Origin of the sequence: Parachlamydia acanthamoebae (assembly GCF_000875975.1) — a bacterium.
GTDB lineage: Bacteria > Chlamydiota > Chlamydiia > Chlamydiales > Parachlamydiaceae > Parachlamydia > Parachlamydia acanthamoebae.
Genome location: NZ_BAWW01000057.1, coordinates 64,777 through 84,518, shown reverse-complemented (window position 1 = coordinate 84,518; position 19,742 = coordinate 64,777). Strand labels below are relative to the sequence as shown.

General features: G+C 40.5%; 22 protein-coding genes and 1 tRNA gene. 12 read left to right on the top strand and 11 right to left on the bottom strand.

Annotated elements, in window-relative coordinates; translation table 11 throughout:
• Positions 1–30 precede the first annotated feature (30 nt).
• The 3 genes from AOM43_RS09360 to AOM43_RS09350 are packed head-to-tail and all read right to left on the bottom strand — an operon-like array spanning position 31 to position 2,668.
• Complete coding sequence (locus tag AOM43_RS09360) at positions 31–816, bottom strand: NifU family protein (RefSeq protein ID WP_006341303.1); 786 nt, start codon at positions 814–816, stop codon at positions 31–33.
• Positions 817–826: 10 nt separating this feature from the next.
• Positions 827–1,990 carry a cysteine desulfurase family protein gene (locus AOM43_RS09355; RefSeq protein WP_059359984.1) on the bottom strand — a complete coding sequence of 388 codons (1,164 nt, stop codon included), beginning with the start codon at positions 1,988–1,990 and terminating at the stop codon, positions 827–829.
• Positions 1,991–2,668: a 2,3-bisphosphoglycerate-dependent phosphoglycerate mutase gene (locus tag AOM43_RS09350; RefSeq protein WP_036746222.1), complete on the bottom strand. Its 678-nt coding sequence runs from the start codon at positions 2,666–2,668 to the stop codon at positions 1,991–1,993.
• Between the two features lie 130 nt (positions 2,669–2,798).
• On the opposite strand from AOM43_RS09350, the gene AOM43_RS09345 reads away from it, so the two are divergent.
• Complete coding sequence (locus AOM43_RS09345; protein ID WP_006341306.1) at positions 2,799–3,113, top strand: hypothetical protein; 315 nt, start codon at positions 2,799–2,801, stop codon at positions 3,111–3,113.
• Positions 3,061–3,429, top strand: coding sequence for a hypothetical protein (locus tag AOM43_RS09340; RefSeq protein ID WP_226987471.1), 369 nt, complete (start codon positions 3,061–3,063; stop codon positions 3,427–3,429). The genes AOM43_RS09345 and AOM43_RS09340 overlap by 53 nt, the downstream gene beginning before the upstream one ends.
• A 138-nt stretch (positions 3,430–3,567) precedes the next feature.
• On the opposite strand, the gene AOM43_RS09335 is transcribed toward AOM43_RS09340, so the two are convergent.
• Positions 3,568–3,873, bottom strand: a complete 306-nt coding sequence (locus AOM43_RS09335; protein ID WP_006341308.1) for a hypothetical protein — start codon at positions 3,871–3,873, stop codon at positions 3,568–3,570.
• 163 nt (positions 3,874–4,036) lie between these two features.
• Between AOM43_RS09335 and AOM43_RS09330 the strand changes: the two genes are divergently transcribed.
• The 3 genes from AOM43_RS09330 (at position 4,037) to AOM43_RS09320 (ending at position 7,832) form a co-directional block, all read left to right on the top strand.
• Positions 4,037–4,741, top strand: a complete 705-nt coding sequence (locus tag AOM43_RS09330; protein WP_059359982.1) for a pseudouridine synthase — start codon at positions 4,037–4,039, stop codon at positions 4,739–4,741.
• Between the two features lie 18 nt (positions 4,742–4,759).
• Positions 4,760–5,920 (top strand): small ribosomal subunit Rsm22 family protein, encoded by a 1,161-nt coding sequence (locus tag AOM43_RS09325; RefSeq protein ID WP_059359980.1) that lies wholly within the window; start codon positions 4,760–4,762, stop codon positions 5,918–5,920.
• Between the two features lie 79 nt (positions 5,921–5,999).
• Positions 6,000–7,832, top strand: a complete 1,833-nt coding sequence (locus AOM43_RS09320) for a hypothetical protein (protein ID WP_013924517.1) — start codon at positions 6,000–6,002, stop codon at positions 7,830–7,832.
• Here AOM43_RS09320 and AOM43_RS09315 read toward each other — a convergent pair.
• From AOM43_RS09315 to AOM43_RS09295, 5 genes are all read right to left on the bottom strand, one after another.
• Positions 7,829–9,079 (bottom strand): MFS transporter, encoded by a 1,251-nt coding sequence (locus AOM43_RS09315; protein WP_013924516.1) that lies wholly within the window; start codon positions 9,077–9,079, stop codon positions 7,829–7,831. The two genes, AOM43_RS09320 and AOM43_RS09315, sit on opposite strands and share 4 nt — an antisense overlap.
• An 82-nt stretch (positions 9,080–9,161) precedes the next feature.
• Positions 9,162–10,145: an ABC transporter ATP-binding protein gene (locus AOM43_RS09310; protein ID WP_006341314.1), complete on the bottom strand. Its 984-nt coding sequence runs from the start codon at positions 10,143–10,145 to the stop codon at positions 9,162–9,164.
• Complete coding sequence (locus tag AOM43_RS09305; RefSeq protein WP_006341315.1) at positions 10,142–11,185, bottom strand: ABC transporter ATP-binding protein; 1,044 nt, start codon at positions 11,183–11,185, stop codon at positions 10,142–10,144. Before AOM43_RS09305 ends, AOM43_RS09310 begins: the two co-directional genes overlap by 4 nt.
• Positions 11,186–11,188: 3 nt before the next feature.
• Complete coding sequence (gene scpB / locus AOM43_RS09300; RefSeq protein ID WP_006341316.1) at positions 11,189–11,836, bottom strand: SMC-Scp complex subunit ScpB; 648 nt, start codon at positions 11,834–11,836, stop codon at positions 11,189–11,191.
• A 3-nt stretch (positions 11,837–11,839) separates the two neighbouring features.
• The gene (locus AOM43_RS09295; protein ID WP_006341317.1) at positions 11,840–12,568 is read right to left on the bottom strand and encodes a segregation and condensation protein A; all 729 of its coding nucleotides are present in this window, start codon (positions 12,566–12,568) and stop codon (positions 11,840–11,842) included.
• 205 nt (positions 12,569–12,773) lie between these two features.
• Here AOM43_RS09295 and tsp point away from each other — a divergent pair, with 205 nt between their 5' ends.
• Positions 12,774–14,813, top strand: coding sequence for a tail-specific protease Tsp (gene tsp, locus AOM43_RS09290; RefSeq protein WP_006341318.1), 2,040 nt, complete (start codon positions 12,774–12,776; stop codon positions 14,811–14,813).
• A gap of 120 nt (positions 14,814–14,933) precedes the next feature.
• Positions 14,934–15,006 (top strand) — tRNA-Phe (locus AOM43_RS09285).
• Positions 15,007–15,068: 62 nt separating this feature from the next.
• Here AOM43_RS09285 and AOM43_RS09280 read toward each other — a convergent pair.
• Positions 15,069–15,713 (bottom strand): GNAT family N-acetyltransferase, encoded by a 645-nt coding sequence (locus AOM43_RS09280; RefSeq protein ID WP_059359978.1) that lies wholly within the window; start codon positions 15,711–15,713, stop codon positions 15,069–15,071.
• A gap of 338 nt (positions 15,714–16,051) precedes the next feature.
• On the opposite strand from AOM43_RS09280, the gene AOM43_RS09275 reads away from it, so the two are divergent.
• Positions 16,052–16,258, top strand: a complete 207-nt coding sequence (locus AOM43_RS09275) for a hypothetical protein (RefSeq protein WP_013924512.1) — start codon at positions 16,052–16,054, stop codon at positions 16,256–16,258.
• A gap of 106 nt (positions 16,259–16,364) precedes the next feature.
• Complete coding sequence (locus AOM43_RS13425) at positions 16,365–16,529, top strand: hypothetical protein (protein ID WP_161792767.1); 165 nt, start codon at positions 16,365–16,367, stop codon at positions 16,527–16,529.
• 129 nt (positions 16,530–16,658) lie between these two features.
• On the opposite strand, the gene AOM43_RS09270 is transcribed toward AOM43_RS13425, so the two are convergent.
• Positions 16,659–17,642 (bottom strand): NAD(P)-dependent oxidoreductase, encoded by a 984-nt coding sequence (locus AOM43_RS09270; RefSeq protein ID WP_013924510.1) that lies wholly within the window; start codon positions 17,640–17,642, stop codon positions 16,659–16,661.
• 217 nt (positions 17,643–17,859) lie between these two features.
• Here AOM43_RS09270 and rplU point away from each other — a divergent pair, with 217 nt between their 5' ends.
• The 3 genes from rplU to obgE all read left to right on the top strand — a co-directional run bounded on the left by rplU (position 17,860) and on the right by obgE (position 19,588).
• Complete coding sequence (gene rplU, locus AOM43_RS09265; protein WP_006341324.1) at positions 17,860–18,174, top strand: 50S ribosomal protein L21; 315 nt, start codon at positions 17,860–17,862, stop codon at positions 18,172–18,174.
• Positions 18,175–18,185: 11 nt separating this feature from the next.
• Positions 18,186–18,437, top strand: a complete 252-nt coding sequence (gene rpmA, locus AOM43_RS09260; protein ID WP_006341325.1) for a 50S ribosomal protein L27 — start codon at positions 18,186–18,188, stop codon at positions 18,435–18,437.
• Between the two features lie 140 nt (positions 18,438–18,577).
• Positions 18,578–19,588: a GTPase ObgE gene (obgE, locus tag AOM43_RS09255; RefSeq protein ID WP_006341326.1), complete on the top strand. Its 1,011-nt coding sequence runs from the start codon at positions 18,578–18,580 to the stop codon at positions 19,586–19,588.
• Positions 19,589–19,742 lie beyond the last annotated feature (154 nt).

Sequence of the window (19,742 nt, the reverse complement as noted above, 5' to 3'; positions counted from 1 at the left end):
TATATTAATCCCTTTCTATTATATAGGATGTTAATTAAATATAGAAGTATCTGGAGTAACTATAATATCTGGATAAACCTTAGCTCTTAAAACTTGCTGAATATAGGAAAGTGTGGTGCCGATTGATGAGTAGCAAGAGGTACAATTCCCTTGATAGCCAATCACAATCTCTCTGTCTTCTAAGATATTCAATACTTCAACCCCTCCACCATCTAAGGCAATATAAGGTCTAATATCTCGGTTCATAATCTCTTCAATGACAGCAATTTTCTTTTTGATGGTTAACTCTTTCCAACCTGGATACCCACCTTCCACAACTTCACCGATTTCAGATGGCACGGGTGGGGCGATATAACTCTCTGCAACGGGAATTCCGATACATTTTTCGAAAGCATCTTCAATGGCACTTAAAATAAGATTCAAATGGGGGTAGGTTTCTTTGGGAAAAGCGGTTTCTTCAGCCTTATCTCGCACATGCCGATCGATTAATTCGACGCTTATACGTCGAGCTTGGTCGTAGTTTTTTCCAACCATCAGCTCACAAGCAATTTCTGCGGCGCCTATTAAAACTGATTGCCCGTAAGCTTGGAACTTGGCATCGACGATGATCCCATCATCTGTATCTACCAACCAATAAAAGCGAACTAAATTTCCTTCTTCAAGTGATCCTTCTGTCCCTTCTGCTAAAAACATGCAACGAGCTTCTGATTCCTCAGAAGTAAAAAAACCGATGGAGCGCGGGTTGTCAATTTTAGCGGCCAATTTTTTACTATATCGGCTCCAAGGAAAAGGCGTGATTAGGGCTGCGAGACTCATGCTTAATTCTTTACTTTAAAATTTTTTGAGATGCGCGTCTAAGATACTTTGCTGTTTCGGTAACGATCCATGTCGCGCGGTCAATTTCATCTTCCGTCGTCTCACGTGACAAACTGAAACTTAAAGCCGAATGAGCTAATTGGGGATTGATTCCTGAAGCGGCTAAAACTAACCCGATCTGCTGAAAAGAACCGCCTCCAATGCTTGCAAAAACCAACTGTCGGTTAAGCGCGTAGAGCAAAGCTTCATTGGCAATTCCAGGAAAAGCGATAGTCGTTGTGTGTGGAAGTCTTTCTTGTTCATCAAAAAACAAGACCGCTTCAGGATAACTTTCTTTAATTCCAGTTTCCAATTTGTTTCGAAGGCGTGCAATTTCCGTACACATTAAATCTCGCGTTTCAACAGCTTCTTTTGCAGCTGCTGCAAGAGCAACTAAAGCGGGTACATTTAAATTCCCCGCGCGTAATCCACCTTGTTCAAGCCCTCCTAAAATGAAGGAACTGCACTTCACCCCTGCTTTAATGTAAAGACCACCAGTCCCCTTCGGAGCATGGAAACGATCGCCACTAAATGTGATGAAATCCGCTTGTACGTCTTCCAAATTAAAGAATAGCTTTCCTAGAACATGTGTCGCATCTAGATGAAATTTAATACCCCTTTGCTGACAAAGAGCGCCGATTTCATGCACAGGATTTATAACACCCGTCAAACCATTTGCCCATGAAAGTGAAACGAGGGCAGTTCTTGGAGTGATATGATCGGCTATTTCTTCCGCTGTTACGCGCCCTTCCTGATTGGCAGACACAAACTTACCAACACAACCATGTTGTTCAAGTCGGCCAATCGCCATCAGCGCAGGGGCTTCATCCTGATTGGCACAAATCAATTGATTTCGACCTGTCGGCAACATGATATCGTGAAAAGCTGCCGTAAAAACATGATTCACAGCTTCTTCTCCTGAAGAAGTAAAAATAATGTCATCAACCTCTTTCGCACCGATTAAAGCGTACAAGGCTTTATAGCTTTCAGACATTGCAGGGAATAATTCTTGTCCCATCCGGTGCGGCGCTGAAGGTGTTCCCCATCGATCCGTCAAAAAAGGAAGCATTTCACTGACAGCCTTCTTAGATGGACGTGTCACAAGGTTATTATCTAAATAAATTCCATTTGGCATTTAAGACTCTCTGATTACTTTACCATCTTGGAACATATAGAAAATAGGCTCTCCAGTGGCTAATTCAAGATTTAATACTTCTTCCCGCGACAACTGATCTAAGTACATGATGATCGAACGTAGGGAATTTCCATGCGCAGACACAAAAACATTTTTGCCTTCTTGTAGCTGAGGAAGGATATTTTCTTCAAAATAAGGAATTGAACGCGCAGCTGTCATCTCCAAACTTTCCCCATTTGGAGGCGGGACATCAAAACTTCTACGCCATATTTTTACTTGATCAGCTCCAAATTTTTCGGCAGTTTCAGCTTTATTTAATCCTTGCAGTTCGCCATACATTCGCTCATTTAGTTCCCAAGCACATATCACTGGAATACACGACTCTTCTGCAGTCTTACTATAGATCTTTCCCCACTCTTGGAGTTTTCCTTGCCCAGGATGAAGAATCACGGGAGTTTTTCCCGATGTATGGCGACTCATGGCAAGCATAGCAGTCATTTGCGCACGCATGAGTGATGTTGTATAAATGATATCAATCGGGATGTCTTTAATTCGATCTCCCCCCACCAAAGCTTCTTCAATACCAAGAGGTGAAAGAGGGATATCTACCCAGCCAGTAAAGAGATTCAGACGGTTCCATTCCGATTGTCCATGGCGCATTAAAATGAGCTTATTCATAGCTTTCTCCTCTTTGATCTTTTTAGGATAGCGTGAAAAAACTAAACGAGCAAGCGGTAATCTGGCCCTCGATCGACAAATATCAAAAGACATATGTAGAGTTCCTGCAAGATTTAACCAGGGATTCGAATTGCTAGAAAAACCCACTATCTCCATTCAAGAATTTAATAAAGTTGAAATGGCCATTGGAAAGGTTGTTGCCATTTCAATTAACCCACATGCCAAAATTCCTGCTTATCTTCTCGATCTGCAATTTAATGGTCCCCTAATGGGAAATAAGGGCTTTTATTCAGGTTCGGCTCAATTCACCTCCAATCACACAACCGACGAAATAATGAACCAGCAAGTTGCGTGTATTTTGAACTTTCCACGCAAACAAATTGGCAGCCATTATGTCCGATTGCTTAGTGACGGGGGTTCAAAAAACTACTGGAACGTCAGATGAAAAACGAAAGACGACTGTACTTTTTCGCCCGTCGAGTCCCGTTGAACTTGGAGAAAAAGTTGGGATTTTTCCTCAGCAACGTTTTCTCAACCAAAACAAGAGAGACTTAACTTGGGATGATTTTTTAAAAGTAGATTTGAAGATCGGGAAGATAGAAAAAATCGAAAAAGAAGAATTGCATAAGGATTACAAAACAGTATTTATAAGATTGAATTTCGGAAGCACCCAAAAATTGGGTATGGGTCTATTTAAGCAAAATTTTTGGGTTGGAAGCTTAATAGGGAAACAAGCCCTGTCCCTTTTAAATTTACAATAAGAGGACTTTCCTTATGAAGCATCCGCCATTCTTTGCGCGGTGAGTGGCCGAGCCATTTTAGAACCAGCAAAGAAAATTGAAAATGGATATCAATTGGCTTAAGCCTGAATGGCTATTCATCCAGGCTTATCATGCAGATTATTTATCATCTTTTAGATGTTCAGGCTCACTAAATTCTAATTGAAATTGCTGGGGACCGATTTTATGACTTGGAATAGGAATCACTTTTACAAATAATTTAGAGCGAGATGTTTCAATTTCATACCCCTCTTTCTTTTTTTTGATTTTTTCAATCACTTCCCCTGCTCCAATCGATTCTGAAAACTTCTTATCGTCTAGGATAGCTTTAATCTCTACGCTACTTTGCGCTAAGGGAGACAGCAAAGCACATAAGCTCTGCGATACCAGTAAAAAAGCAACGAATAAAATGCCCCGTCTTTTCATTGTTCCTCCTCAAGGTTCTTATATTTTCCTTTTTTAAATTTGCTATTGAAAAAACACAAGGAAAATAGCTAAAGCAAACGATTTGTTTAATTTTTTTTATCTTTTGACTTTTTTTAAGAACTTCTTTATTATTTTCTTTAATCATTACATTAAAGATTACTCGATGGATAAAACAAAACAAAGATTAAGTAAAGTGATGGCTGCTGCAGGTGTTGCATCGCGCAGAGCTTGTGAAATGCTGATTTTCGACGGTTGTGTCACCGTTAATGGAGAAGTCACTCTCGTTCCTCAAACATTAGTGGATGAAAACGATGTCATCACTTGTAAGGGGCAATCTGTCGGCAAAAAACAAAATAAAGTCTATTACATTTTAAATAAACCTATTGGATACATCTGCTCGAACAAACGAAATAAAGACTCCAAAATTGTTTTAGACTTGTTTGACACAGTTGAAGAAAGACTATTTACGGTCGGCAGATTAGATAAAGATACAAGCGGATTGATCATCGTCACAAACGATGGCCACTTTGCCAATCGCGTGATCCATCCATCAGCAAATATTCACAAAGAATACTTAGTTAAAACAAATGAGGAAGTGGAAGCAGAGCATTTAAGTGCGCTTTCTAGTGGAACTCTTGTTGAGAAAACGTTTGTACGTCCTATCCGAGTCAGTAAAGTGAGACGAGGGACCCTAAAAATTACGATTGCCGAAGGGAAAAAGAGAGAGATCCGTCTTTTGATGGAATCTGTAAAACTCCCTGTTTTAGAATTAACACGTATTCGAATTGGGGGACTACATCTAGGTCCTTTACAACCTGGTGAGTGGAGAGAAATGACCGCTCGTGAACAAACCCTCCTTTTTGAATAAAACGGACTCCGAAAAATTATGAAAAGAAAACCTATTCCAAAAGCCGATCTTGAAACTTTAATTCCACTTTTAATGGGAACGTGGCGACGCTTTCATAAAATTTCTGGCCCTTCTGATCGCTTACAAACAAGAGAATTTCGTGGAGTTGTTGAAGCAATCACTCAACTACAAGAAGCTTTTAATGCAGGAACCCCACCCAAAAAACATTACTTTGAAGATCCTAAGCTCCTCGGTGCTTATCTTCTGTATCAATGGGTTGTTCACTACCAACAAGGCTTATCATTACTTGGAGAACTCCCATCCTCTCCAAAACGGATTTTAGACCTCTGCAGCGGCCCAGCCCCTTTTTCTTTTGCCGCTCTGAAACATGGTGCCCGCGAAGTTTTTGCCTTAGATCAAAATCAAACCGCCTTACAACTCGCAGGTGAAATTTCAGGACGCTACGGCTTTCCTATCCAAATACGGCGCTGGGAACACCCCTCTTCTTTACCTGTTTCTGGGGAATTTGACTGCATCATCTTAGGGCATTGCTTGGAAGAGCTTTTTCCAATTTCTGTCAAAGGTGCTATTGAAAAGCAGCAACAGTTTTTAGATTATCTGCTTCGTTTACTGACTCCACATGGCTATCTTGTAATTGTAGGTAATTCCTTCGGAGAATCTAATAATCGCATTCTTCAAATCCGCGACGCCATGGTCAAGAAAAGAGTTCCAATTCAAGCACCTTGTGTGTGGCAAGGAGAATGCCCTGCTCTGCAAACTAGCAATAGCCCCTGTTATGCACAACGTGAATTTGAAAAGCCTTATCTGATTAAGGAACTACAACGTGCAGCTCAGATTAATCTTAGCTCCTTAAAAATGTCTTATCTGATCTTAAGAAGCCCCCAAGCTGCCTGGCCAAAGCTCGAACAGGAACAAGCGCTGTATCGGATTATTAGCCCCCCTGTTGACTCTTTCCAAGGGAAAAAGTTTTATCTTTGTGGAACGGGAGGGAAAAAATCCCTATCTTCTCGCTTACCAGAACACCCTCCTGAATCAAAAGCATTTGACTTTTTGCGAAGAGGCGACCTGATTTCCATTGAAAAAGCTTTCGAAGTCAAATCCTCTTATGAAATTATTGCAGAGACCTCATTGAAGTTAAAAGCTCCAGCTGGCAAACCCTTGCCTGAAATTGAGCCCTAACTTTTTGTATGTCAGCTTAATCAAACCTTAACATTTAATAGACAAAGTAATTTCTGTTGAACTTTATGGAAGATTTACAATGCGTGAGAGATCTGAGGGACTCCCAGTCTTTGACCCTTCTGTAGCAGTTGATGCTGCTCTGACTAAACTTGAAGAGTTTACTGCGCAAAATGCGCAAGAACCATTTCCGCATGTCTATCATTTAAAAACAGCAGAGCCCCTATTGGGGCGTGGGCGCGCCTATCAGATCAAAAAACAAGTCCGCATGTTAAGCTCTTGCATTGCCTCGATTTTTTCGGAAGAAATTCGGAAAAGGCACAACCAAATTCGAGAAGAAGTTCAAGATGACCTTTTAAATGCCATTGGCATTCTAAAAAATCATTATCCATATATATACAAGCTCGAACAAGGCTCTCCTTCACACCAAGCCTTAGCCAAACGTTTTTTCTCCACAATTAAAAATTTCAATGCCTTAATCGACCTCAATCCAGACGATGTTTCACAGAAAAGTTCCGGTTTTTGGCGCACGATCCGCTCTTATCTTTGCCGAATAGGGGGGCTTTCCATTACGAAACGCTTTATTTGTAATCAAATTCTTCTACCCAACCGACAAAGTCTTGAAGAAGACTCCTCCATTAAACTTTTGAATAAGCGCTTTCAAATTCAGTCTCAAACAACCACAACCGACAAAGTCTCTAACTTATTCCAAAGCACCAAAACACTTGATCACCATCAAGACACGGAGTTATTTTGGATGAAAGCCCTTTCATTACTCCGTAACAAAGGCGTTTATTTCGATTCAATAGAGGAAGAGCTCAAGTGTATTAAACAATCTCCGATTTATGGAACTTTGACTCCCAATCAATCTGACGGGGCCTACTGCGAGTCGTGGACGCTAGAAATGAAGCAGGTTATTAAGCCATTTCCTGGAGAGAAATATATTGTTGTCGGGCAATTCATGAAACATTCTCACGCGGCTGCCCGAGGAGTCCCTATCCCTAATAGCTTTTTTATTACCGCCACCCCTTCACAAACAGGATTTCCCCATCCTTGCCAATATTCGGGTTGGGCTCTAAGTGAAATGCTCATACCTAAATGTCCGCATCGCCTTGATTTACTCCCTACCGTATCTTCCATTTTAAAACATCAACACGAGACCGCTAATCAACTGATCGCTTCAGAGGAGAATCTCACCAAAGCTAAAAAAATTTATCTTCTACGAAAAAAAGTTTTTCAGGAACATCTCGATTTTTTTTTAAATCTTCATGAAACTTTGTGCCTGACGATATTGAATGCTCAAGAGATCAGTGAAGACATGGAGGCAACGATAAAACGTTATTTTACGACACTCAGAGGGCACCCCGACCCCTTCGACTGCCTTGCGGAAACACATTACACGATCATGAACCAATTTGTCACAAAACCCTATATTGCCTTGCAAAATGCTTGGACAGAAAAAGGAACGCTTGCGTTCAATGCTGGTGGCAAAGCGGCTGCACACATTTTGGAAAAAGAAATCGCCCTGAAATGCCAAGAACTGCGTCTTCAGAAAGAAAAAACCGATATAGATATCGAAAAGACTATTTTAGATTTTATTTTAGTATTAGGCCCTCTTTTAGCAACACCTTCTATTAAAATTATTTTGCAAGAATTCTCTGAAATCATGAATTTTGAACCTCCTTTGCTAGATAATTTTGCTCAAAAAGTACAAGCGGCCGTTTATCGGCAAACACTCGCATTTCAATACGATTTGCAAGCAGATACGGAAGAAAGCAAAATGTTTGGACAGCTAAAAGAAAGCTTATCAGAGGATATTCAGCTTTTTTCTCAGCCAGAATCAGGCGCTTATTTCGTCATTGTTGAAGAACTCAAAAGATACTTTGAAACCCGTTATGCTTCACAAAAATCTTAAGTATTCTCACGGACCATTTGTAAGTATCTCCGCGAAAATGTAGACATCCGCTCTGTCGCACATAAGCAGACAAGGCCACCTAAGCACAACACAAGCACTGGATTGAACAAACTGCATAAAATGGCAGCAAAGGCTGGAGCGACGCATCCACGCAATCCGACGGCCAAAACCCCCACATTGCTATATCCAGAGCTATCTTCCTCTTTTGAAAAAATAGGACCAGATAAATTCCAGCTTAACTCACTTCCTCCTTGCATAACGCCCCAAATGATGTATGCAAAATACAACCAAGCAACATGCCATTGTGCCGCAATCAAACACAATGGGAAAAGAGCAGCAATACCTGTGACATAAGCACTGAAACGATAGATATCGACTTTATTCATCCAATCAGCCCAAATTCTTGAGGTGAGCGCAACCCCAATCCCTTTGCAAAGCGCAATGGCAATGGCCAACTCCGTGTAAGAAAGATTTAGATTATCCATAAAAAATTTAGGAAAAGCGGGATACATAATCATCAGTCCGGTTCCTCCAAACATAAATCCGATCTGAAAAGCCCGGAAATCGGGCCTTCGGCAAATGAGTGACCACGCATTCATCCAAGGTTCAGCCAAAACTCGGGCAAAGGGAATGGGAAACCACAATGGTTTTTCAATTTTCTCGTCTTGAATCGGAATTCGATATTGAAAAATCGCTGAAGCTAAAGAAACAAAGGCTGTCAGAGGAAAAATCCAACGCCATGCCTGATAATATCCATCTAGCAATCCCCCAATCAAAAAAGGAAAGCAAGCATCACCTAGGTACCCAACAGTTGTTCCATACGCGAAAATGCGCTCTCGAGAAACTCCTGGCAAATTGAGTTTTAAGATTTCCATCCAAGCAGGCATAACACCACGATGAAGGGCCATAAACCACCCAAATGCAGCAATGATCAGCCAAGGATCTGTAACCCAAGGAAATAGGAAGAATGGCAATACACTCAGGACATTCGCCCAAATGATATTGGCTCGCAGTCGATCTCTTCTTTGATTAATCGAAAAACTCCAATAAACAGAGAGAAGCGAAGCCATCGGTTTAATGGCTGTAACAGCTGCAATTTGTAAGGGTGTCGCCTGAAAATCGCGATAGAGAATAAAGGGGATTAAAGAATAAATAGCCCAAAAAGGGGTCCTCAACAATCGAGACCACATAAAAGCATTACGTGTCTCAACGGCATACATATGCGGACTAGCGGGTGTTATCGTCATGAGGTTTCTTAAAATTTTTTTTCAGCCTATTTTACACGATTTTGGGTATATATACAAATCCCTTAAAAACATCACATAATAATTAATCAAGAATACAGTGATAGATATGATCCTTCTTTCCGCTTACTAAATCCAGCACCTCCTTTTTAGGGGGTGTCACGGCACAAATAGGCTGTGCATAAGGACAACGCGTGCGAAATGGACAGCCACTAGGCGGATTTTGCGCAGAAGGGATCTCCCCTTTTAACAGGATCCTTTTTTTTTCTTGACCTGGGTAAGAACGAGGAATAGCAGATAAAAGTGCTTGTGTGTAAGGGTGCTTTGGATTGCGAAATAGCTCTTGTTTGGAAGCACACTCCATCACTTTGCCTAAATAAAGCACAACCACTTCGTCACAGATATGCTCAATCACAGACAAATCATGGGAAATGAAGAGATAGCTAAACCCCATTTTATTTTTCAAATCTGTCAATAAATTTAAGACCTGAGCTTGAATGGAAACATCTAAAGCTGAAACGGCTTCATCACAAATGATCAATTGTGGTCGCATAGCGATGGCGCGTCCGATACAGATCCTTTGCTGTTGCCCTCCTGAAAATTGATGGGGATATTTGCGCATTGCATCTGGTGATAATCCGACAGACTCAAGCGTTTCTGCCACCGTTTCAATCTGCTCTTCTCGCGTTTTGACTAAACCATGATAGATAAGCCCTTCTCCAATGGCTTCTCCAATTGTTTTACGGGGGTTTAGAGAAGAATAGGGATTTTGAAAGATCATCTGCACATTTTTTCTAACAGATTTCAGTTCACTATGACTCATGGCTAATAGGTCTTGTCCTAAAAAAGAAATATGCCCTTCCGTCGGTTCAATCAAACGAATAGCGGCACGTCCTGCCGTACTTTTGCCCGAGCCAGACTCGCCAACCATCCCCAAAACTTTTCCCGTTTCGACTTTGAAATCAATCCCATTTACAGCCTTAATTTCCGCTGTTTGATGGCGAAAGAGCCCTGAATAGACAGGAAAAAACTTTTTCAAATTCCGCACTTCCAGCAATGTCTTTGTCATCGCAATGCCTTCGGTTTTGCTTGAGATAAGAGGAATAATCTATCTTGACTTTCTGAAGTTTGATCATACAACCAACACTTGGTGTCGTGCAGGCTAGACTCGATGGCAAAATTCAAAACTTCCCCTTCTTTACATTTTCCCATGACATAGGGACAACGAGGATGAAAGCGACATCCCTTTGGATAATGTGTAAAGGGAGGAACAGCTCCTTTGATCACATTTAATCGGCCTCTTTCATGATCTCCTCCAGGCCTGGAATTAAACAATCCCACGGTATAAGGATGCGCCATATTCCCAAAAATGTTCTCAACAGGACCTCTTTCGATAATTTCTGAGGCATACATAACAGCAACCTCATTCGCTATCTCCGCTACAATTCCCATATCGTGCGTAATTAAAAGAATAGCCATCCCTTTTTTGTGCTGAAGATCACGCATCAAATCCAATACTTGCGCTTGAATGGTCACATCTAATGCTGTAGTTGGTTCATCGGCAATCAGAATATCGGGCTCACAAACAAGGGCCATGGCAATCATTACACGCTGTTTCATTCCACCCGAAAGCTGGTGAGGATAATCTTGCAATCGATCTTCTGGAGAAGATATTCCCACATCTTTTAGAGCTTTTATGACACGTGCAGTTGCTTCATCCTCATAAATATTCAGATGCATCTCAACAACTTCTAAGAGCTGCTCTCCAATTGTATATACGGGATTCAGAGCATTGGTGGGATCTTGAAAAATCATCGCAATGGAAGCTCCCCGAATACGCGCCATCTCTTTTTCTGGTATTTCTAAAAGATTGCGATTACGGTATAGAATTTCTCCTTTTGGATGCAAAGCAGGGGGAACAGGAAGGATCCGCATAATCGATAAGGCTGTCACGGTTTTTCCACAGCCCGATTCTCCAACAATTGCCAACGTTTTTCCGGCATGCAAATCAAAAGATACATCTTGAACAACAGGGAAGTGCTTTTTTCCAACTTGAAAATATGTATGGAGGTGGCGTACCTGTAATACTGGCTTAGATGTATCCGTCATTGACTACCTTTTTGCCCCTAAATCTAATTGTGGCAAATCTTTTAAATCCCGTAATCCAAAGTAAGTTAAAAAATTCTGCGTAATAGCGTATAAGGTAGGTCGTCCTGGAGCCTCTAATTTTCCAACGGCTTCGATAAGCTCTCGCTCAAGAAGATTAACGAGAGTTCCAGAAGAATCTACTCCGCGTATAGCATCGATTTGTGGACGAGTGATGGGCTGTCGATAAGCGATGATTGCAAGGACTTCCGCCGCAGCTTGAGAAAGTTTTTCAGACTTTTTATGCCTAAATAGCATTTGGATATAGGGGGCATATTCTTCACAAGAACGCAGGACAAATCCTTGCGCAATTTCTTCTAATCGAAAAGCTCTTCCTTGTGAAATATATTCTTCTTGAAGTTGCTCGATAATTTCTCGTAGCATACGCGGTTTTATCGGATAAAAAGTTTCGATAATCTCGCGCATTTTATTGAAAGAAACTGTCTCGCTCGAGGCAAATAGCAAAGCTTCTAAAATTTGTTTAATTTTCCTGCGCATTTGTAACTGCTGGTCCCGATCATATTTTTCTTCAGCCGCTTTGGCCGCTTCTACTCGAGACGTATTAATCAGGCAGGTTTCTAACGTGGACTCGAATAAATTAATTTCATTCGTCATAAATCAATGCATATCTTTTGTTGATGAGGGCGAGCTCAAAATAATTAAATTTGTTTCAATTTCTTTAAATACAGATAGTTCCCCAAGTTTCATCAGTTCTAACACAGCTAAAAAAGTCACAATTAATTCGTCACGGGAACATGCACATGCTAAAAGATCTGCAAATAAGAATCTGTCCGATTTTTTTAATTCTACACGCAAATGCCGGATTTTATCGGAAACACGCCAGACTTCTTCTTGCACAACCTTTGTTTGTGCGGAAAATTTTGTCAATGCTTGTTGAAAGAGAGCGGCTAAATCTGTTAAGGAAAGATGCGCTAATCCCATGCCCTTTTTAATTTCTGAGGGTTCGATTCCACGGGAATAATAAACGCTTTGAGAGTCACCTCTTTCAGCAAGATCTTTGGCGGCATCTTTAAAACGGCAATAGTCGACTAAGTGGTGAATAATTTCAAAATGAGGATCTTCAATCTCAAGGACTTCCTCTTCAACTTGCTCATGCTTGGGTAAAAGTGTTTTACTTTTCATCCAAAGCAAAGAGGCCGCTGAAGCAATAAAATCCGCGCCTTGATCAATTTGCGCATCCTCTTGATCCTTAAAACGTTCTAAATACTGGGAAGTCATTCTGCGTAGCGGAATTTCAAAAATATCGATTTCGTTTTTTTGGATTAAATGCAAAAGGAACTCCAGAGATCCCGTAAAATTCTCAAATTCAAATGTTTCTTGATTCACTTTGTTAAATCTCCCTGCAACACAAACACTAGCATAGCTGAGGAATGATTTCTGCGCATAGCATAAATCATTGCTTTGGAATGTGAAACAGATTTATTTCGCAATCATTTTAAATTAGTTTGAAATAGAAGAGATAGATAATTGTTTTTATTAAAAAAATTATTTATAATTAAGAATAGTGACATTCCAACTTCTGGGAGCCTATATGCCGATTTGTAAACGACTATTCTTTCTTTTGATTTTTCTCTTCTCCTATGCCTTTTCTGCCGAACATGAACTCCTTAAAACGGCCGATGTCAATAAAGTCATGCAAAACATTTTGCAGCAGCACGTATCGCAAAAAAAAATATCTGATCAAATTCTTAAAACATCCTTTAAAGTCTACATTGACCAATTTGATCCCGATCGAACTTACCTTCTCGAGACAGAAACAACCCCTTTTTTAAATGTCAATGATAAGCAAGCTCAACAACTTTTAAAACAATATTTAAAAAGTGATTTTGGAGCCTATAGCCGACTCAATTCAATGATTCAAGGCTCTATCCTCCGTGCTCGCAAAATTCGTCAAAATCTGATCAAAAACCCCAAGCAATTGTTTCTTTACCAAAACCCAAAAGATGCTAAAAGCGATTGGGAAGACCCCGATTTAAAACGACCCTTCGTGCGTGGTACAAATGAATTAATGAGTCGGATTAAGCAAGATATGGTGCGCTTTATCAATGCTGAAATTAATCACTATGGCGCGGCTAAAGTACAAAAAAATGAGCAAGCTATTCTCGCCTTCTATGAAAATAAACAGCGTGAAAAAGAAGATAAATATTTATTTAGAAATACAGCGGGTCGAGATTTAGCAAAACCAGAAAGAGAGAATCTTTTTGTGATGCATATTTTAAAAGCCTTAACACGTAGCTTAGATGCCCACACGACTTTTTATGATGCGTCGGAAGCCTATGACATGAAAATGCGCCTTGAGAAAGGGGTCATCGGAGTGGGTTTAGTTCCTCAAGAAACGGAAGATGGAATGATTGTGGCCCGAATCATACAAAATGGGCCGGCCGCCAAAAATGGCCAAATACAGCTTGATGATCAAATTGTTAAAATCAACGGTAAAGATGCGACCAATCAATCTTTTGATCAAGTGATGCATAGCCTGCAAGCCAAACCGGGATCAGTGATCTCCATGGTGCTAAAAAAGCCAGCTACACCTGACAACGATTACACAAGCTCGATCTATCATGTGGATTTAACAAGCGAAGCCATCTCCATTGATGAAGGTCGAGCCGAAGCTTCTTATGAGTCTTTTGAGGATGGAGTATTAGGAGTTGTCACTCTCAACTCTTTTTATCAGGGGATTCATGGGATCAATAGTGAACTTGACGTCCGCAAAGCCTTGAATGAACTTACACAAAAAGGCAAAATACGTGGACTTGTTTTAGACCTACGCGAAAACAGTGGAGGCTTTTTAAGTCAAGCAGTCAAAGTCGCCGGGCTTTTTATTACCAATGGCGTGATCGTAATCTCTAAGTACTCGAATGGAGAAGAACGTTTTTATCGCGATATGGATGGAAAAGCTTATTACAATGGGCCTTTAATTGTACTGACCTCAAAAGCCACCGCCTCTGCTGCAGAAATTGTAGCTCAGGCCTTACAAGATTACGGAGTCGCACTCGTCGTCGGAGACGAACAAACGTATGGAAAAGGGACGATTCAAAGCCAAACAGTCACTGACAATAAAGGCTCTTCTTACTTTAAAGTCACAGTTGGAAAATACTACACAGTCTCAGGAAAGACCCCCCAAATTCAGGGTGTTAAAGCGGATGTTATTGTGCCTAGTCAATTTAGCCGAGAAAATATCGGAGAAGAATTTCTTGAATATCCTCTTACACACGACACCATTTCCTCTGCTTATGAAGATCTTTTAGAGGATATCGATCCGACTTTAAAACCTTGGTACCTACGCTATTATTCTCCTACTCTGCAACACAAAATCCGTACTTGGCGCACGATGCTCCCTGTGTTAAGAAAAAACAGCGCTCATCGATTGGTCAGTAATACACAATACCAAAAATTTTTAACCAACCAGGACGACGCCTCGAAAGTAGTCGTCATAAATTCTGATGATAAAACACAGCCCATCAACACCAAAGATCTTCAGTTAGTTGAGGCTGTTAATATCTTAAAAGATATGATCTACCTTCAAAATTCTGTACATCCCACGAAAAAGCCCGCGATGAGTGAAAAATAACGTGAGGCATTTTTCGTTTTTATCCCCTTATTTATTAAGGGGATAAATCATTTTTATCGAAAAAATGCAATTAAGTGATTGCACAAAAATTGCAATTCGACTATGTTTTTCCTTCTATCCGGCCAGATAGCTCAGTCGGTAGAGCAGAGGACTGAAAATCCTTGTGTCGCTGGTTCGATTCCAGTTCTGGCCACATTTGCAGAAAAAGCTTCGGCTTTTTCTGCTTTTTTTTTATCTCCACAACCCTTGAATTTTCTATTTGGATTCTAAATCACAAAACATCGGTGTGCGCTTGATTGCAAATAGGTCTTCTTTCGATCCATTTTCTGCAAATTCAGGATCGCGCTTAAAACCGAGCCTCTCATAAAAAGATAAAGCCCCAGGAGCCCCCATAAGATAGAGATACTCGGCTTGATGTTCTGCCCCAAGCTTTTTACAAAATTCAACAATAGAAGAACCCGCCCCTTTCACTCGATGTGGATGATTGCTATTTTGCGGGTAATTCAAGTTCCAGATAGACGTAATCAAGGAATAGAGCTCGATACCCTTCTTGCCCTTGAAATCTTCCCGATTAAGCAACACAAGCCCCATGGCCTGCAGAAGCTGATTAGAGACATCATAGGCAACCACGATTTTGTGTTTGATAGCCATCCCTTTCTGAAAATCACTCACAACAGTGTTAATTTTTAATAACTCCATTAAGCTAGCACTAAATATCCCGAATATTTTTTTATTGCTTTCTTGCGATAAGCCTGGATCTGCCAGATGAATGGAACCCAAGCATTCTTGAACTTTTTTTTGCTGTTCAGCAATATGTGATAACAATTTTGTTAATTCGACCTCCCCATTTTCCAATATCTTGATATCGAACCTAGTAGAAGCAGACTCTATTCCATTCATTTTTGACTCGTGATTATTGTTAATAAAACATCAATAACATTGCATATGTTATTGTGCAAAATTTTAGATTATCGTTAGTTTATTCTATGGATACAATACAAGATCTCAAATGTTATTTGAAGGAAACACTCCATGCTTTTTTTTCGAACCAAGACCTGGAAGATAAGGAAGACCACCCTTTTTCTTAAAAATCTGTTCATTTCTACCTTGCGCCATTTCTAACATCTGGGCTATCGCCCTTGAAAACACATTAACTCCCCCGCGATCCGCAAACACCTGGAACAACTTCAGATAAAAACGAACATTTCAAACAAAATTCATATGATCACAAAAGACTTATGAAACATGAAGTTGAATTTGTGCCCCCTGACAGATTTAGTTACCTTCTTTGGAAGGATTGGTTAGATAGATGCCAAACCAGCCGGATGTTTCGAGCCATCCCTAAATTAACCCCGGCAACGCAAGCTGTCATTATTTATGCTCTAAATTATGAAGGCAAAAAACGGCTTACGCCACTGGAGCTAGCGAAAGCTCTACTCCAATGACAATGACACATGCACTTAATGAAGCTGAATCGGTGGGCCTAGGAAAATCTCTTCGAGAAGGCAAAGAAAGAACGACTCTTTGTTTTATAGAGGATAAAGCTCCGCTATGGAAAAAATCCGAACCATTCATGCAAACCTGTCCGAATTACTCAATTCAAAAGCCCCTGTGAGTGAAAAAGATACAAATGACATCATTCGTTTATATCAATTATTAACCACCAACACTCGTGTTCATTTATCAGAAACTATTAGCCCCAAAATTTTTGCATGAACTGCAACAAAACATCCCTGATCTTAAAGCACTTGGGTTAAAGTACACACCAGCCTCCGACATCGTAACTGAGTCAAATTTATAGCATCCCATTAAATGAAACTGTCCCAATCAACCAATCTGGAGTCTTCAAATATCAAATATCATGGCATTGTGATCGATCCGATTACGCATGGCACTGGCATTGCCATGCACATACTGACGCAAATTATACCGAAATGTTCGATAGGCTTCAGTTGACTCAGATTTGGGACGCGATCCGACTTCAGGCGTAATGATCGCCTGCGGAATCTGCCAAAGAAGAGATCCCTGAGGAATGGGATTTTGATAAGAGGAATCAATCAAAAGACCACGCAATTTAGTGGACTGCTGCATTTTGCTTATAGCTGCTTGAGAAAAAATTTTGTAAGACCCAACAACACTTAAGATGGAATCATTTTTCATTAAATCGAACTCTTTAACCCCAAACCACTCTTCAAAAGTTCGACTTCTTGGCAAACAAAGACTTACAATATCCACTTCCGAAATCAAATGATGAAAATTTTCCAAAGAAAATGTCTTGTGACAATACGGATTAAAAGAAGCGTGTGGCTGCACACCCCAAATGGTCATTCCAAATTGTTTGGCCATACGAGCCACTTCTGATCCGGTCTTACCTAACCCAATTTGCAACATTTTTTTTCCGTTCAATGTCCACATTTGATCACGCAACTCGCTGGCCCAAACAGCAGCAGGATCTTGATCAAGAAATTTCCATTTAAATAGATTTTTCGCAAAAGCCAACATGACTCCCAGGACATACTCCCCTATTTGCACCACATTTTCCTCTCTCGTGACTGTGATCTGAACATTCCCTTGATCCGCAATCAAATCTAAACATAATCGATTTAATTGATCCGAGGGTGAATGAATCCACTTTAATTGATCAGCTAATGCAAATTCATTTTCAGCCAGCCGATTTCCATAGATAATTTCGACTTTTCCCCAATCTTCTTTGCTTAAATTTCGATAGGTCGTTTCCGTAAAGGCTAAAAAAAGATAGTGGGGAAATTCTTGCATCAACAGTTCAATTTCTTCAATTGAGAGAGGACTTTGTAAAAGAACAATATTCATAAATCCCGTTTTTTTGGTTTTTCTTCTCAAAGCTTTATATTCAAAATTATCCCGATTTTCTGATTGATTTCAAACGAGATTTCGGCTATAGTTTAGCATTATGTTTAAAAGGCTCACTTACATTTCGAAAGAAATATCCAAAAAAATTGACGATTTTTTTGCCCAGATGTAGCTGAGCTTCTATTCTAAATAGGTCGAAGACTGTAGGGAGATAAAAATGTACGCAATTATTAAAACCGGCGGAAAACAATATCGAGTTGCCAAAGACGCTACAATCGATGTTGAACTGCTCGATGCAACTCCAGGAAGTGTTGTAGAATTTCGAGAAGTTCTACTTGTGAACGATGGCGCTTCTACAACGGTTGGCCAACCACACGTTTCCAATTACCTAGTAAAAGGCGAATACCTTGAAACAGTATTGGGTGATAAAGTTGTGAGTGTTAAATACAAAAAGCGCCAAAACCAGAGAAGAAAGTTTGGCCATAGACAAAAATATGCACGCATTCGCATTACCGAGATTGCAGCAGTTTAACGGAGGAAAAAATGGCACATAAGAAAGGGCAGGGGTCAACCCGTAACGGACGCGATTCTCACTCAAAGCGTCTTGGAGTTAAAGTTGGATCTGGTCAGCTTGTTAAAGCAGGCAGCATTCTAGTTAGACAAAGAGGAACTAAATGGCACCCAAGCAAAAACGTCGCTCGAGCTAAAGACGACTCTTTATTTGCACTTGTCGATGGAATCGTGACATTTCGAAAGACTTTTAAAACGTTTGTTTCTATCGAAACTGGCGCCTAAGAATCACAGCCAACCACAGAGAACAGTGTCAATGATCACCGCTGAGCTCTGTGGCTAAGCTCAATCTCCCATTCTTTTTATTGTCCTTTTCTACCCTCTCCTCATTTCAGTATTAAATTTATACAAGGAACCATACCCTTATGTTTTTTGATCGTGTTGTTGTCGATATTTCTGCAGGCAAAGGTGGCAACGGCGTTATCGCTTGGCGCAGAGAAAAATATATTCCAAAAGGCGGACCTTGCGGCGGAAATGGCGGCAACGGGGGCTCAGTCATTTTAGAAGCAGACATTCAATTGTCATCGCTAGAATGGTTTCGCAATAGACGTATTCTAAAAGCCGAAAATGGAGTCCAAGGCGGAGCAAATTGCCGAAAAGGACGTAACGGCCAAGACCTTGTTCTTAAAGTCCCTTGCGGAACACTTGTAAAGGATACTCAAACAGGTGAAGTTTTGTACGACCTCAAAGAAAATGGGCAAAAAGTTGTATTGTGCAAAGGTGGAAAAGGCGGACGTGGAAACGACAGCTTTAAAACGCCAACGAATCGCGCCCCAAACATCTGTACAGAAGGCCTAAAAGGCGAAGCTTGTGAGATTGAGTTTGAACTTAAGCTCATTGCGGATGTTGGTCTCGTCGGATACCCTAACGCAGGAAAATCCACACTGATTTCTACGCTAACCTATTTACGTGTAAAAATTGCTCCTTATCCATTTACAACCCTTCATCCAAATATTGGTTACATTCAACTCCCCGATTACAAACGTATTTTTATCGCGGACATTCCGGGCATCATTGAAAATGCTCACGAAAACCGCGGATTAGGTTTTGAATTTTTACGCCATATTGAACGCACCAAATTATTGCTTTTTGTCTTAGATGCCTCGGGTATTGATGGGCGAAATCCTTCCGATGACTACCGCGTCCTACGACAAGAGCTGGAAGCTTACAATCCGGAGCTACTTGAGAGACCTTTCTTGGTCATTCTTAACAAGATTGATGCTCTAGAATCTGAAGAACACATCAAACAATTCCGCAGCGATTATACCTTGCCTTCAAACGTTCTTTTCGAAATTTCTGCAACTGAGAAATTAGGACTTGCAGAACTTAAAGAAGCCATTGTCGAACAAGTGTCTTCATTAGATTCAGAAGAGTAATTTAGAAAGAGAGTCAGAATAACTTTTATTCTGACTCTCTTTCTAAATCTTCAAAGTTCAAACTTTCTCTTACATACATGCTCAGCCTGTTTCCACAAAACATTTTGATCATAAATGCTTTCAATCCTATAATTCGCCATTTAAATGCCCTCTC